At 63.9% G+C, this 14,133-nt stretch carries 15 protein-coding genes; 10 read left to right on the top strand and 5 right to left on the bottom strand.

The features are described from left to right. Positions 1–27: 27 nt before the first annotated feature. The 3 genes from TMO_RS22065 to TMO_RS22055 all read right to left on the bottom strand — a co-directional run bounded on the left by TMO_RS22065 (position 28) and on the right by TMO_RS22055 (position 2,641). Positions 28–453 (bottom strand): OsmC family protein, encoded by a 426-nt coding sequence (locus TMO_RS22065; RefSeq protein WP_014753017.1) that lies wholly within the window; start codon positions 451–453, stop codon positions 28–30. A 574-nt stretch (positions 454–1,027) separates the two neighbouring features. Further along, a complete protein-coding gene (locus TMO_RS22060) occupies positions 1,028–1,723 on the bottom strand; it encodes an aspartate/glutamate racemase family protein (RefSeq protein ID WP_041607353.1) in 696 nt (231 codons plus the stop codon). A 36-nt stretch (positions 1,724–1,759) separates the two neighbouring features. After that, positions 1,760–2,641, bottom strand: a complete 882-nt coding sequence (locus TMO_RS22055) for a VOC family protein (protein WP_014753015.1) — start codon at positions 2,639–2,641, stop codon at positions 1,760–1,762. A gap of 116 nt (positions 2,642–2,757) precedes the next feature. Between TMO_RS22055 and TMO_RS22050 the strand changes: the two genes are divergently transcribed. From TMO_RS22050 to TMO_RS22030, 5 genes are all read left to right on the top strand, one after another. After that, entirely contained in the window at positions 2,758–3,894 is a 1,137-nt protein-coding gene (locus TMO_RS22050) for a hypothetical protein (RefSeq protein ID WP_014753014.1), read from the top strand. Further along, entirely contained in the window at positions 3,882–4,409 is a 528-nt protein-coding gene (locus TMO_RS29885) for a TRAP transporter small permease (RefSeq protein ID WP_014753013.1), read from the top strand. The genes TMO_RS22050 and TMO_RS29885 overlap by 13 nt, the downstream gene beginning before the upstream one ends. Further along, positions 4,399–5,724 (top strand): TRAP transporter large permease, encoded by a 1,326-nt coding sequence (locus tag TMO_RS22040; protein ID WP_014753012.1) that lies wholly within the window; start codon positions 4,399–4,401, stop codon positions 5,722–5,724. The genes TMO_RS29885 and TMO_RS22040 overlap by 11 nt, the downstream gene beginning before the upstream one ends. A gap of 11 nt (positions 5,725–5,735) precedes the next feature. Then, positions 5,736–6,506 carry an IclR family transcriptional regulator gene (locus TMO_RS22035; protein ID WP_086015179.1) on the top strand — a complete coding sequence of 257 codons (771 nt, stop codon included), beginning with the start codon at positions 5,736–5,738 and terminating at the stop codon, positions 6,504–6,506. Positions 6,507–6,703: 197 nt separating this feature from the next. Next, a complete protein-coding gene (locus TMO_RS22030; protein WP_014753010.1) occupies positions 6,704–7,606 on the top strand; it encodes an SDR family NAD(P)-dependent oxidoreductase in 903 nt (300 codons plus the stop codon). 82 nt (positions 7,607–7,688) lie between these two features. Here TMO_RS22030 and TMO_RS22025 read toward each other — a convergent pair whose 3' ends face one another. Continuing rightward, complete coding sequence (locus TMO_RS22025; protein WP_145978363.1) at positions 7,689–7,970, bottom strand: hypothetical protein; 282 nt, start codon at positions 7,968–7,970, stop codon at positions 7,689–7,691. Positions 7,971–8,045: 75 nt separating this feature from the next. Here TMO_RS22025 and TMO_RS22020 point away from each other — a divergent pair, with 75 nt between their 5' ends. Then, entirely contained in the window at positions 8,046–8,312 is a 267-nt protein-coding gene (locus TMO_RS22020) for a type II toxin-antitoxin system ParD family antitoxin (RefSeq protein ID WP_014753008.1), read from the top strand. Next, positions 8,309–8,605, top strand: a complete 297-nt coding sequence (locus TMO_RS22015) for a type II toxin-antitoxin system RelE/ParE family toxin (RefSeq protein ID WP_041607346.1) — start codon at positions 8,309–8,311, stop codon at positions 8,603–8,605. Before TMO_RS22020 ends, TMO_RS22015 begins: the two co-directional genes overlap by 4 nt. A 245-nt stretch (positions 8,606–8,850) precedes the next feature. Here the strand turns inward: TMO_RS22015 and TMO_RS30780 are convergent, their stop codons facing one another. Next, positions 8,851–10,596, bottom strand: a complete 1,746-nt coding sequence (locus TMO_RS30780; protein WP_014753006.1) for an ATP-dependent nuclease — start codon at positions 10,594–10,596, stop codon at positions 8,851–8,853. A gap of 488 nt (positions 10,597–11,084) precedes the next feature. On the opposite strand from TMO_RS30780, the gene TMO_RS22010 reads away from it, so the two are divergent. The 3 genes from TMO_RS22010 (at position 11,085) to TMO_RS22000 (ending at position 14,113) form a co-directional block, all read left to right on the top strand. After that, positions 11,085–11,333 (top strand): hypothetical protein, encoded by a 249-nt coding sequence (locus TMO_RS22010; RefSeq protein ID WP_014753005.1) that lies wholly within the window; start codon positions 11,085–11,087, stop codon positions 11,331–11,333. A gap of 280 nt (positions 11,334–11,613) precedes the next feature. After that, a complete protein-coding gene (locus TMO_RS22005; RefSeq protein ID WP_041607344.1) occupies positions 11,614–12,819 on the top strand; it encodes an acyl-CoA dehydrogenase family protein in 1,206 nt (401 codons plus the stop codon). 172 nt (positions 12,820–12,991) lie between these two features. Further along, the gene (locus TMO_RS22000; RefSeq protein ID WP_014753003.1) at positions 12,992–14,113 is read left to right on the top strand and encodes an acyl-CoA dehydrogenase family protein; all 1,122 of its coding nucleotides are present in this window, start codon (positions 12,992–12,994) and stop codon (positions 14,111–14,113) included. Positions 14,114–14,133 lie beyond the last annotated feature (20 nt).

Below are 14,133 nucleotides of genomic sequence, written 5' to 3'. Positions count from 1 at the left end.
CGGCCGCGAAGGATGACGGAGGCTCGCTCAGGCCTCCGCCATCACCGGCACCGCCGCCTGACGGAAGATGGTGTTGATCGGCAGACCCGGCTTCAGACGAAGCGTGACCGGCGTGCGTTCGGCCAGATCGGCGAGTTCGTCGCGGGCGGCATCGGAAAGCGGCCCGTGCAGCGTGATCACCCGCTCCACCGTCACTGCATCTTCTGCGGCTTCATCGCGGATGAAGCTCAACTCCACGTCGAGCGCCAGCAGCGGCCAGTGCTTGTGATGCGCATACATTTTGAGCGTGATCAGCGTGCAGGATGCAAGGCTCGACAACAGAAGATCGTGTGGTGTGGGGCCATGATCGCCCCCGCCCATGACCACGGGCTCGTCGGACGCCAGGCGATGGTTTCCGGTCGAAATCGAGACGGCGTAGGGAAGATTTCCGATACTTGCGGTGACATGCGACATGATGCATCCCCCGTCGGCTGTGTTGACCGATGACACTCCGGCGGCTGCGGTGTCTGTTCCGTGCGCCGCGTCGTTGAAATGATATGGGTTGATGGGGGCGAAGGTCCAGGTGGCGTTTTGTGGTCACCCTGGCCACGGATCGGAGGCCGGCAGCCGGGGCCCGCCAAGGCCCCGGCGCTGACACCCGGTGGACATCTTCCGGCAATGTTTTTCACCCGCGGGAGGGATATCACCCCCCGGGACCTGCTGTTGCACGCGAAAGACAGGCAAGAAGAACCCGCAAGACCCTGACGCGCGCCCCGAAAAGGACACAGACCCGTTGCACGTCGCGGAGCGCCGATCTGCGACACATCATGCAGATTTCTGTCGGGGCCCGCGAAAATCCTGCGGGAGTTCACGCCTCGTTAAGCAGTGCAGCGGTAATGTGATCTGGACATCGGGACGGACCGGGTCATCGGACCTTCGGCTCGTCATGGTCGTCTCCTTGCCCGCACTTTCCCTGTGCGATCCTTCACCGCGCCTGCCGGGTTCTTGTCTCCCGCGGCGCGGTTTTTTTTGGCACAGGCGGCAGCACTCAGCCGCGCGACCACGACAGCAGGGCCTGACAATGGGCCGCCACCGCATCGATCAGCGGCACGGCCGGCCGCAGCCGGTCGCGGATCAGCGGCAATTCGGTGCAGCCGAGCACGACGGCATCGGCCCCACCCGCAACCAGATCGTCGAGGGCGGCCTGAACCGCGGCGATATCCGCCGGGGTCGGACGCCCGGAGGAAATGCCGGTCTTGATCGCCCGGTCGAGCCCCGCCGCCAGCCCGGCACCGGGTGTCACCACCCTGTGGCCGGCCGCGGCGAGGGGGCCCGTAAATACACCCGCTTCAAGGGTCTGTGCCGTGCCGAGCACGCCGACCGCGGCCCCTTTGGACAAGAGACCGTTGGGCAAGAGACCGGCCGGGTGCCGGAAGGGCTCTGCGATGTGCAGGCAGGGCACGGGCACGGCAGCGGCGACCGCATCGAAGGCCAGATGCGCGGTGGCGGCACAAAGGCCGATCACACCGGCCCCGGCCGCGGCAAGCCCCTGCCCCGCCGCCACGAAGGCGGCGGTGACCAGATCGAAGCGGCCGCGTTCGGCATCGGCCAGGACGGGCGCGAAGGACAGGCTGGCGATCAGCACCGGCACGGTGCCCGGCTCTGCCAGACGGTTCAGACGCTCGTAATAAAGCGCGGTGGAGGGCCAGCCGGTGCCGCCGATCAGGCCGATGGCGCCAGCCATGGGGAGGGTTTCGTGGGTTTGGGGGGCGCGCATGGCTCAGGCGGCCTCGGCCAGCACCAGCACGATGCCGCCGGCTTCGGCCGCGGGCACGACCAGCCGGCTGCCCTCGTCCCGGAAGCGCACGCCATTGCGGGCAAGCACCGCGCGGGCGGTATCGGCCGAGGCGATGCGCACCTCTACTGCCAGTTCGGCGGCGCTGCCATCGGCGCGACGCGCGGCATCGCCCCAGGCGGCGGCGAAGCCTGCGGCATCGATCGCCGTCAGGGTCTGATCGCCCAGGGTCACCGAGACCGGCCCCTGCCCGGCCGGATCGATGCCGTAAATCGCTGCCAGATGATTGCGCATCGCCGCCGGATCATCGGTCACCACCGTCGCCGCCGCCCAGTATTCGGCGCTGTTCGGATGGGTGATCCAGGCCGGGCGCAGATAATGGCTGCGGTCCATCACCTCGCAGGCATTGAAGGCGAGCGGGCCGCGCGGCGCATCGGGCACCAGCACCCGGAAATGGATCCGGTCGACCGTGCCGTCCTCGGGGTCGCGATAGTCGGTGTCGAGTTCGTAATACATGCAGGGCGGAAAGCCTGCCGCCTGCCAGCCCGCATCCAGGGCGCGGAGATCGGTCGCGGCGTGGACGATCATCGCCAGCGCCGGCCTGCGGCCCAGCAGGTCGCGCATATAGGGCACGGCATGGGCCGGGTCGGCATAGGCGAATTCCAGGAAATTGGTCATGCGGTCATCGGTGGGGCGGAACAGCACCAGATGGTTGCCGCCGCGGCCGCCGGTTCTGCCGCCGCCCATCGGCTCGTTGGTCCGCCAGGGCGTCACCGAGAAACCCAGCCGCTGATAGCAGGCGCGGATCGCCGGCAGATCCGGGGTTGAAATCATCAGATGATCGAGACCGATCAATTCCTTACGCATATGCGGGCGTCCTTGACAGATGGCGGAGCGTGTTCCACGATCCAGAATATATTCCGCGATACAGGACAGCAAGGCCGGTCGCGGAGCGGGAGACGACAGACCGGGGGACAGGACCCATGACCAGATTGACGACACTGCGCCGCGGGCTTGCCGCGGCGGCGATCTGCCTGGCGGCGACCGCCGGCACGGCGGCGGAGGCGGCGACGCTGACCTATGGGTCGCCGGTGCCGGAACAGGCGCTGTTCAATCGCGAGGGCGTGGTGCCCTTCCTGAAGGGCATCGAGACCGTGACCGAAGGCCGGGTCACATTCCGCGGCCTGTTCGGCGGCACGGTGGTGAAGATGCCGACGGTGCTGTCCTCGATCCGCGACGGCGTGGTGAATGCGGGCTTCGTGGTACTGGCCTTCTACCCGTCCGACCTGCCCCATGCCTCGGTGATGTCGGAACTGACCGGTTTCGGCGTCGACCCGGTGGCGGCGATGGGCGCGATCAACGAAGCCTTTTTTCAGGGCTGCCCCGACTGCCTGGACGAGATGCGCCGCGAGGGCCAGATCCCGCTGTTCCTGAATGCGACCGCACCGATGGCGATGCAGTGCACCAGCCCGGTTGCGGGCAAGGCCGATCTTCAGGGCCGCCGGGTCAGCGTGATCGGCAGCCCCGAGGCGCGCTGGGCCGAGGCGCTGGGCATGATCCCGGTCACCACCTCGATCACCGATCTGCTGATCTCGCTGCAGACGGCCAAGACCGATTGCGCGCTGGTGCCGCTCAGCTGGGCGCAGAGTTATGGCCTGACCGATGTCGTCAGGGGCGTGATCGACATGCCCCAGGGCATCGTCGGTGGCGCGGTGCCGGTCTCGGTCAGCCTGGACGCCTGGTGCCGGATCGGCGAGGCCGACCGCAAGGCGATCCTGGCCCATGCCGCCGCATCCGCCCTGCCCTATGTGCAGAAGGCCTATATCGACGCCGATGCCATGGTGCGCCCGAAGCTTGAAGCGGTTGCGACCTTCTCGGGCGGCGACGCGGCGATGCAGGCGGCCTGGCCCGCCTATCAGGCGGGCGAGATCAAGGCGCTGGCGGCCCGTGCGGCCGCGCGCGGCATCGCGGAACCCGACGCCTTCGCAGAGCGGATCGCCGGGATCTACCGCAAATGGCACGAGGACTACCTGCCGAAGATCAAGGCCGACCCGGCCGAGATGACCCGGCTGCTGACCGAGACCGTCTTCCCGGAAAGCCTGGCAGCGTGCCCCGGCTGATGCGCATCCTCGACCGGGTGGCGGCGCTTGCGGCCGCGGCCACCGGTGCGCTGGGCGAACTGGCGGTGCTCGCCATGTTCGCCCATATGGCGCTGGATCTGATCATCCGCCTGATCGGCGGCGGCACACCCGAAGGCATGCCCGAGGCGGTGGCCCGGATCTATATGGTGATGGCGGTCTTCCTGCCGCTCGCGGGGCTTCAGGCCACCGGCCGGCAGATCGAGGTGGCGGTGCTGGCCGAACGGCTGGGCGGCCGGGCGCTTTACCTGCAGCGGCTGGCCGCCGCCCTGGTGACGGTGGCGGTGGCGGGGCTGTTCACCTGGCTGTCCTTCGATGTCGCCTGGGTGGCGACGCTGCGCGGCGAGCGGGTGGTCCTGACCGGCTTTTCCCTGCCGGTCTGGCCGGGGCGCTGGGCGGTGGTGGCGGGTTTCGGCGCGCTCGCGCTGGTGGCCCTGGTTCAGCTGATCCGCACCGCAGCCGGCCGCCCGCCGGTGGAGGCCCCCCATGGCGCCTGAGACCCTGTCCCCCGAATACCAGGCCTGCCTGGCCCTGCTGCTGTTCCTGGGGCTGGCGGCCCTGCGGGTGCCGATCGCCTTCGCCCTGTTCACGGCGGGGCTGGCGGGGACGGTGGCGATGATCGGCATCGGGCCGGGCTTTGCCCTGCTGTCGCGCGCGCCGCTCGAATTCGCCGCCAGCTGGGAGCTGTCGGCCGTGCCGATGTTCCTGCTGATGGGCAATATCGTCGCCCGCGCCGGGCTGGCCGATGTGCTGTTCGCGCTGTTCCAGCACCTGACGCGGCGGGTGCCGGGCGGGCTGGCGGTTGCCACCAACATCACCTGCGCGGCTTTCGGCACGGCATCGGGGTCGAGCCTCGCGGCCACAGTGGGGGTCGGCCGCATCGCCGTGCCACAGATGCTGAAACGCGGCTACGATCCGGGGCTGATCGCCGGGGTCTGCGGCTGTGCCGGCACCATCGCCGCGGTGATCCCGCCGTCGATCCCCTTCATCATCTTCGCGATCCTGACCGAACAATCGGTGCTGACCATGTTCGCCGCCGGCCTGGTGCCGGGGCTGCTGACCGCCCTTGCCTATTCGGTGATGATCATCCTGCGCGCGCGGCTGAACCCCGCCATCGCCGGCAGCGCCGGCGGCGCGGATGACGGCCCCCGGCCCGGCTGGCGCGAGGTTCTGGGCGTCTGGCCGGTGGCAGCGATCGCTGCCATGGTGATCGCCGGGCTTTATGGCGGCTTCGCGACGCCGACCGAAGCGGGCGGGCTGGGGGCGTTGGCGGCGCTGATCGTGGCGCTGATCCGCCGCTCGCTCGACCGCGCGGGTTTTCGGGCCGCCATTGCCGACACCGCCCGGACCACGGCCGCGATCCTGATCGTGGCGGTGGGGGCGAGCACGTTGTCCACCTATCTGGCGCTGACCGGCTTCCCGGAATTCGTCGCCGGCCATCTGGCGGCCTTCGCCGACACCGATATCGCCTTCCTGCTGGTGCTGTCGGTGGTGCTGCTGGCACTGGGCACGGTGCTGGACCCGATGGGGGTGATGCTGCTGGCGCTGCCGATCTTCCTGCCGGCGGTGGAGGCACGCGGGCTCGACATGGTCTGGTTCGGGGTGATCGCGGTGAAGTATATCGAGATCGGCTTGATCACGCCGCCGCTCGGATTGAACTTGTTTGCGGCCCATGGTCTGATGCCGGCCGGCATCTCCTTCGGCCGCGTGGTGCGCGGCGCCGCGTGGTTTCTTCTCGCCGAAATGGTCGTCATGGTTCTGTTGCTCGCTTTCCCCGGTATTTCCCTCTGGCTGCCCTCGGTGCTTCGATGAGCGGGGTGGAGATGGAGGACGACAAGGGTGTGGAGCGGCGATCCGGTACCATCCAGTCGGTCTCGATCGCGGCGCGCTTTCTCACCATCCTGGCCGATGCCGAGGGGCCGATGGCGCTGAGTGATCTGGCCCGGCGCGCCGGCACCGGCACCTCCACCGCCCATCGCTATATGCAAAGCCTGATCAAGGAAGGGCTGGCGGTGCAGGAAGCCGCCAGCGGCCGCTATGATCTGGGGCCCACGGCGCTGGATATCGGCATCGGCGCGCTGCGCCGGATCGATGCGGTGGAGGTGGCGGCGCGGCATATGAAGGCGCTGGCCATGCGCATCGCCGCCAGCGGCGGGGTGGCGATCTGGACCGATCGCGGCCCCACCGTGGTGCGCTGGTATCGCAGCGCCTATTTCTCGATCAGCGCCATTGGCCTGGGCGATGTGCTGCCGCTGGACAACACCGCCTGCGGCCTGGTCTTTCAGGCTTTCCTGCCGCCGGAGCGGATCGAGGTCGCGCGCAAACTCCAGCCGGCACCGTTTCGCGGCAAGCCGCCGGCTGCCCGCGATCTGGCGCGGATCCGCGAAAGCTTCGGCCATGAACTCAGCGGCCATCTGCTCTCAGGGATCACCGGCCAGGCGGCGCCGGTTTTCGATGCCCAGCACGAGGTGGCCTGCGTGGTGACCACGACCAGCGGCAGCGAACTGCCCGAGGCCGACCGCGCCCTGATCTTCGCCGCAGCGCGGGAGGCCTCGGCCGAGGCCGGCGGGTCCGGCGCCTATGGCCGGCCATAAGATCTTTCAAACACCGTATATTTTGCGCTGCGGCGCGCAGCCGCTATGATCGCGCCGGCCCGCGGCAGACGCGCTGCGGGCGGCGGGTCCGCCGATCATGCCCCCATATGCCCGGAGGGCTGTTTGCCCGGGAACATATGCCAAGAGCGTGGCCGGACCTGCGGAGCGGAAGATGACCGACAGGGAAGGTGGAGTTCATGAGCATGAGGTTCGACGGCCGCGTTGCGATCGTTACCGGGGCCGGCGGCGGCCTGGGCCGCTGTCATGCGCTGGCGCTGGCCGCGCGCGGTGCGAAGGTGGTGGTGAACGATCTGGGCGCCGACGGGCGGTCTTCGGATGCGGCCGCCCAGGTCGTGGCCGAGATCGAGGCCGCCGGCGGCGAGGCCATGGCGAGCGGCGCCTCGGTGACCGATGCGGCGGCGGTTGAGGCGATGGTCGCCGAGACCATGGCGCGCTGGGGCCGGGTCGACATTCTGGTCAACAATGCCGGCATTCTGCGCGACAAGAGCTTCGCGAAGATGAGCCTGGACGATTTCCGCCTGGTGGTCGACGTGCACCTGATGGGTGCGGTGATCTGCACCAAGGCGGTGTGGGAGATCATGCGCGCGCAGAATTACGGCCGCGTGGTGATGACCACCTCGTCGTCGGGCCTGTACGGCAATTTCGGCCAGTCCAATTACGGCGCCGCCAAGATGGCGCTGGTCGGGCTGATGCAGACCCTGTCGCTGGAAGGCGTGAAGAACGACATCCGCGTCAACTGCCTGGCCCCCACCGCCGCGACCCGCATGACCGAAGGCCTGATGACCGCCGAGGTTCTGGCGGCGCTGCGCCCGGAAACGGTCTCCCCCGGCCTGCTCTACCTGGTGTCGGAAGACGCGCCGACCCGCATGATCCTGAACGCCGGCGCCGGCAGCTTTGAACGCGCTTATGTGACGCTGACCGAAGGCGTCTATATCGGCGACGGCCCCGACGCCGCCGAACAGATCGCCGCCCGCATCGACGAGATCGGCGACCGCGCCCGCGAAATCGTGCCGGAAAGCGGCACCGCCCAGGGCACCTTCGAAATCGGCAACGCCTCGGCGGCGCTGAAGAAGAGCTGACCTGCGGCCTGCCCGGACAAGGGCGGGGCGACGGGGTGAGAACGGCCGCATCCTTGGGGGTGCGGCTGTTTTTTTTGGGGGGTCAGAAATCAAAGTGCGAGAGATCGGAGGGCGGGAGATCGGGCTGTTCGCGGCCGTCGATCATGAAGTCGTCGCTCACGCCGCGGGCGATGGCGGCGCGTAAACAGACCCTGGGATCGATGACTGCCGACACATCCGGCGTGGCGGTGGCCGGGATTGATTCCTCGGGGCAGTCGGATGGCCCGGGCGGTGCCGGATCCGGAGAATCTGACGGTCGGGGCATTGAGGTCTCCCGCATGGACGCGTCAGCCAGATGGTGCATCGGGCCGGCGAAGCTGTCCATCCCGGCCTGCCACGGGACATTGCACGCCATCAGCGCCGACACTATCATTCAACGATAGAGGTGAGGAGAATGGCGATGCCCGGCAGCTACACCCTCGGCAAGCACTTCGAGACCTTCATTCAGGCCCAGCTCGCCAGCGGCCGGTACAACAACGCCAGCGAGGTGATACGCGACGCCCTCCGCCTGATGGAGGAACGCGAACGGCGCCTGGCCGCCCTCGACGCCGCCGTCATGCGCGGCCTGGCCGACGGCGCGGCTGGCCGCACCCACCCTGCCGAAGACGTCTTCGACGAACTCGAAGCCCGCTATATGGCGATGGCCGACGCGCGCGCGGAGTCGTGAGGGTCGAGTTTTCCAGCGAGGCAAAGGCTGACCTGCGGGCGGTGGGTGATCACATCGCCCGGGACAATCCGCGGCGCGCGGCAAGCTTTATCCGCGAACTTCGCGACGTGGCCCGCCGCCTCGGCGACACACCCCACGCTTACCCCACCCTGCCCCGCTATCAACACCTCGGCCTGCGACGCCGCCCCTGGCGCGACTATCTTATTCTGTATCGGGTGGAAGAGGACCGAGTGTTGATCGTTCATGTGATCCATGGGGCGCGGGATTATGAGGATGGTTTGGGCGACGTGTGAGGTTGGTGATGGCAGAAACGAGCATGCGTCATTAATCTCATCGATTGCATCATCATGACGACATCTTCATTTAGACCGCCAAATAAGAGCAGCGGCTTGATCATCCGCAGAATGAACTCCACTATCATCTTATGAACGAACATACATTTCGCCCAACGAAGGAAGATGTGGATCTCGCCATTTTAACTCTACGATTACATGCTGAGCATGGACGGGCGTGATTGTCCTTGGACAAAATAATAATCTTATAGTAAGTTTTCTTTATTTCCTATGCCGCAGATAGTGGAAAAAATTGTCTGTAGCTCCGATATTTTCATTATATCTATTCTATTTTCAGAAATGGCCTTAAGCACCTCAATCGGCTTTTTGTCATCACGACCGGACTGCGGCTTCTCTGTGCCGATGAATGCCTCCAAATCCTTCTCAAATTGATGTATGTCGATCGTATATGTTCCTCGAAGCGAGTGAATGAGCTGATTAATTGCCTCATGTTCATTTCTATTAACGTCACCATCTAGGAGGACACCATGTGGTATTCCAAAAATTTCAAACAGCAAAAGATAGCGCGGGAAATTATATTTACCCAGTGCATCAAGAATAAAGATACTGTTACTTCTGAATTGTTCCCAGTCATTCTCTAGCAGATAGTTAAGAAGCGCCTTTTCTGTAGCTCCCTCACAAATTATAACTTTATCAGAAAAGAAGGCAGATGCCCGTTCCCCGTCAAGCCAAAGTTGGAACCGGAAACTATCTTCCTGTATCGCCACTTCTCTGTCTGGAAAACTAGCGATCAGCCTCCTCGCTTTTGCCTTTCTTGAATCATCTATACTTAAATCATTTACAAATTTCTCAAGAGCTTCTTTGAGTCTATTCGCTCCCGACAGAAGTTCCTCAAGATTCTGCTCAGAAGGCTGAAAGACTCTGCTGACGCCTTCTTGACGGTGCAGCCTGATAATCTGCTTGAGATCCTTAGCCGCCTTTCCGACAAAAACAGGAGAATGTGTTGTAATGAGAACCTGTTGATTTGCCTCTCCGCCCAGCTTCCGTAGGCTTAACGCCAGATTTTCTTGCTGGTTGGGATGGAGAAACGCTTCTGGCTCCTCAAATAGCAGGAGTGTAAAGTCCGGATCGAAAATTTTCTTGTCTCGTTTTTTCGAATCCTCAAATATTGGAGCCAGACGAATTAGCTCGTATATCACAGAGCGCTGAAATCCATGCCCAAATCTATCAATAGATAGATCGCCATCAAAGTTTTCATCTTGAAAAGCATGCGCTATTTGATTTTTAACGATCTCCTCCGGGGTGACTGGCTTTACTTCCAGTTTCATACTCACACCCCACCTGCTCAATGCAGTATTCATCGGATTAATTAGCTGCGAAAGAAATCCAGCTTCGCCCTTTGCTTCGGAATTGAGGGTATCAAACGCCGTACCCAAAGCGGCATAACCTTTGCTATTTTCAACGACCTTCTTCAGCAAAAAAGAAATAACATTACGAAATGGCGAAGCTCCGGTTGTTTTGAAATTCTCTGAGGGAGTGCTTAGTGCAGGTATATATATAACCCTACCGAGCTTTGCTTGACTTATACTCTTTGCCCCAAAAAATAGATTTTCTTCAAGAGAGCCATCCGGGAGCATGGCATATATATTACTTTGTCCAGATTTTACCCGCCCCGGACTTTCTTCGGATGCTAGGAATTTTTTTACCTTTAGATTATGATAATGCCCCTGATATTTTTCAGGTAGACTCCTGAATTCATCATCATTTAATTCAAATTCTAACTCAATCCAAGATTCTCGATCTGGTCCAACTATTTTGGGCAGATCATCTTTTGACCATTTGATGCTATCTTCATAAAATATTCTTAAAGCGTTGATAATGGTAGATTTTCCGGAGTTATTAGCCCCTACAAGCATTGTGTAGTCGTAGAGATCAAAGTCCGCATGGTGAACCGACCGAAAATTATGAATGGTTACATGCTTTATCTTCATATCCTTCTTCTCCCGCCAAGGGGGTGCCTCGAGACTGAAAAGGTAGATATTTGAGTTGGGCCCTGTCCCCAACCTTGCAGAAACCTGCTTTGAGAACCTCTTGTGGACACCAGCTACCCACCGCTAGCATAGCCCCGACGACCTGAATTATGGAAGAGGCATGAGCGCAACGGAGCGATCAATCGCCGCGAGGTTTATGCGACCAAAAGTCGAGATAGCCGTCCGCATCAGTAGCCGAGGCCAAACGATCTTTTGTGAACAGGTGCGTGCCACATCATTAAATTCATCTCCCGGCGCAGAAGAACACATGAGATCGGGGGGATGTATAAGCCCACCCCTGTGCGACTATCGTCATGGTGAGGAAATTTCCGCCGCTAAACCGCCCAACCTGGGCACCAAACCTATCCATGGATGAACTTCACCAACATCGTAGCGATGCTCTTCTCCACATCCCCACCAGCTGGCAATCATGAAGGTCCAACAGCCCCATGGTAAACCTGGGCGCAATCAGCCCGGAAGCGATGAAGATCGCAGGAGAATGCCTGCGCGCCGCCGTCGAAGGGCCCTTCTTTCCGGATTGGGAGTTCCAGACACTGATCGGCGTTGAAAGAAACGTCGCAAAGATCCTTCTTGATGCATGGCCGAAGCAAAGTCTGAACGATATCGAATTCTACTGTGCCGTAATAGCATCCATGAGCAACCTCTTGGGCTATCCTCATGGCTGTGATGAGATCTAGTCGGACTACATATCCTGTCCGCCGCATCGTGTTCGGGACGTGATCGAAGAGTTCAAAGCCGTAGACCTGTAAGGCTGCCCACGCGATCAACCGCCGAACCCCGCAGACGCAAGTAGGCACCCCTCGTCCCCTGCCCCGCCCCGCCACCTTTCCCACCGCACCGCACAACCCCTCCTAAAATTTCTTCTGTACTGCACAACGCGATTTGATCTTGCGCCCCGCCCCGGTTTCAGCGACAAGAATAATGACTTATGAATCATTAATCAGTTCGGAGCGAGGCATGCACGCCGAGTTCACGGCCGAAGAGCGGGCGTTCCGCGATCAGGTGCGGCGGTTCTGCGAGGAGCGGCTGCCCGAGGATATCCGGGCGAAGGTGCTGGAGGGGCGGCATCTTTCCCGTGCGGATCACATCCGCTGGCAGAAGATCCTGTATGAACAGGGCTGGATTGCGGGGTTCTGGCCGAAGAAATGGGGCGGGTGCGACTGGACGCCGGTGGAAGGCTATATCTTCCAGGAAGAGACCGCGCGCGCCGGTGCCCCCTGGCTGCTGCCCTTCGGGGTGAATTATGTGGGCCCCGTGATCTTCACCTATGGCAATGCCGACCAGCAGGAACGGCATCTGCCGGGCATTCTGTCGTCGGATGTGTTCTGGTGCCAGGGCTATAGCGAGCCGGGTGCCGGGTCGGATCTGGCCGGGCTGAAGACCCGGGCGGTGCGCGATGGCGACCATTATATCGTCAACGGATCCAAGATCTGGACCACCATGGCCCATTGGGCCGACATGATGTTCTGCCTGGCGCGCACCGATGCGGATGCCGCACGGCCCCAGGAGGGGATCTCGTTCCTGCTGCTGGACATGAAGCAGCCGGGGGTGACGGTGCGGCCGATCATCTCGATCGATGGCGCCCATCACCTGAACGAGGTGTTCTTCGACGATGTCCGCGTGCCGGTGAGCGAGCGGGTCGGCGAGGAGAACCGGGGCTGGACCTACGCCAAATTCCTGCTGGGGCATGAGCGCATGCTCTCGGCCGAAACCGGCAAGGCAAGGCGGCTGATCGGCAAGATCCGGCGCATGGCCGCCCGCCTGCCCCATGCCAACGGCCGGGGCGTGCTGGCCGATGATGCCCGCTTCCGCGACCGCATCGCCCGGCTGGAGATCCGCGTGCTGGCGCTGGAATGGACCACGCTGCGCATGCTGGACGCCGCCATGGAGGGGGCCGGTCCCGGGGCCGAGGCCTCCCTGCTCAAGATCCGCGGCAGCGAACTGGTGCAGGCGATCACCGAACTCGCCACCGACGTGCTCGGCCTCTACGGCATCCCCTTCGATGTGCGGCTGCTGGAGGCAGAGGCGCAGGGCATCGAAATCGGCCTCGACGGCGCCGCCGGCATCCTGGCCGAATTCCTCTACCACCGCGCCCCCACCATCTGGGGCGGCTCCAACGAAGTCCAGCGCAACATCCTGGCCAAACACGCCCTGGGCCTCTGACCGCAACGCCCGGAAGCCTGGGCACTGCCTGCGTTCACAACAGGCTCCCAGCCGCCATTGAGGCGGCGGCCAAGGGCGCGGCAGCGCCCGCCCGGCGAGGGGGCTAAAAAAACCCGGCGGCGGCCAAGGGCACGGAGTGCCCGCCCGGCGAGGGCCAAACAAAGAGCATCACATGAACTTCCGCTTCACCGAAGAACAGTCGATGCTGCGCGACATGGCCAGGCGCTGGGTCGCGGAGCGCTATGATCTGAAGCGCCGCAAGGCCGCGGCGGCCGGCGGTTTCGACCGGGCCGCCTGGGCCGATATGGCGGAAATGGGCTGGCAGGGCGTGGCGCTGCCCGAAGCCGCGGGCGGCAGTGCCGGCGGTGCGGTCGAGACCATGATCGTGATGGAAGAGATCGGCCGCGGGCTGATGGTGGAACCATATCTGGCCACCGCCGTCATCGCCCCCGCGGCGCTGATGCTGACCGGGTCGGCCGACGACGACGCGCGGCTGGCGGCCATCGCCGGCGGCCGGCTGGTGGTCGCCTTCGCCCATGACGAGCCCGGCCTGCGCGACCCGGCCGCCCCACGCAGCACCCGGGCGGTGCCGGTGGGCGATGGCTGGCGGCTGGACGGCACCAAGAGCGTGGTCCGTGCCGGGGCCGAGGCGGATTGCCTGCTGGTTTCGGCAAGCATGCCGGGCGGCACCACCGGGCTGTTCCTGGTGGAGGCCACGGCGCCGGGGATCACCCGCACCGGCTATCCGACACTCGACGGCATGACCGCGGCCGAGATCGCGTTCGAGGGCACGGAGGTGCCGGCGGCGGCCCTGCTGGCCGGCGCGGCGGATGCCATCCTGGCCGCGCTGATCGATCGCGCCATCACCGCGGAACTGGCGGAAGCGGTGGGCGTGATGGAGCGGCTGAAGGCGGCGACGCTGGACCATCTGCGCACCCGCCGCCAGTTCGGCCAGGAAATCGGCCGCTTCCAGGCACTGCAGCACCGCATGGCCGATATCCATATCGCCTGCGAAGAGGCGCGGTCGATGGTGATCATGGCGACGGTCGCGCTGGCCGAGGACGACGTGCTCGCCCGCGCCCGCGCAGTGTCGGCCGCCCGGCTGCATGTGGCCGAACTCGCGATGCATGTGGGCCGCGAGGCGATCCAGCTGCATGGCGGCATCGGCATGACCGACGAGATGATCGTCGGCCACGGCTTCAAGCGCCTGAAGGTGATCGCCGCCGGCATGGGCGGTAACGACCTGCATCTGGACCGCTTCATCGCCACCGCCGAGCAGAGCAACGCCGCCTGATCGCCAGAGACTTTGAAGAC

Source organism: Tistrella mobilis KA081020-065 (assembly GCF_000264455.2).
Classification (GTDB): Bacteria; Pseudomonadota; Alphaproteobacteria; order Tistrellales; family Tistrellaceae; genus Tistrella; species Tistrella mobilis.
The sequence above is the reverse complement of the archived record's forward strand: the minus strand, read 5'-3'. Positions and strand labels throughout refer to the sequence as shown.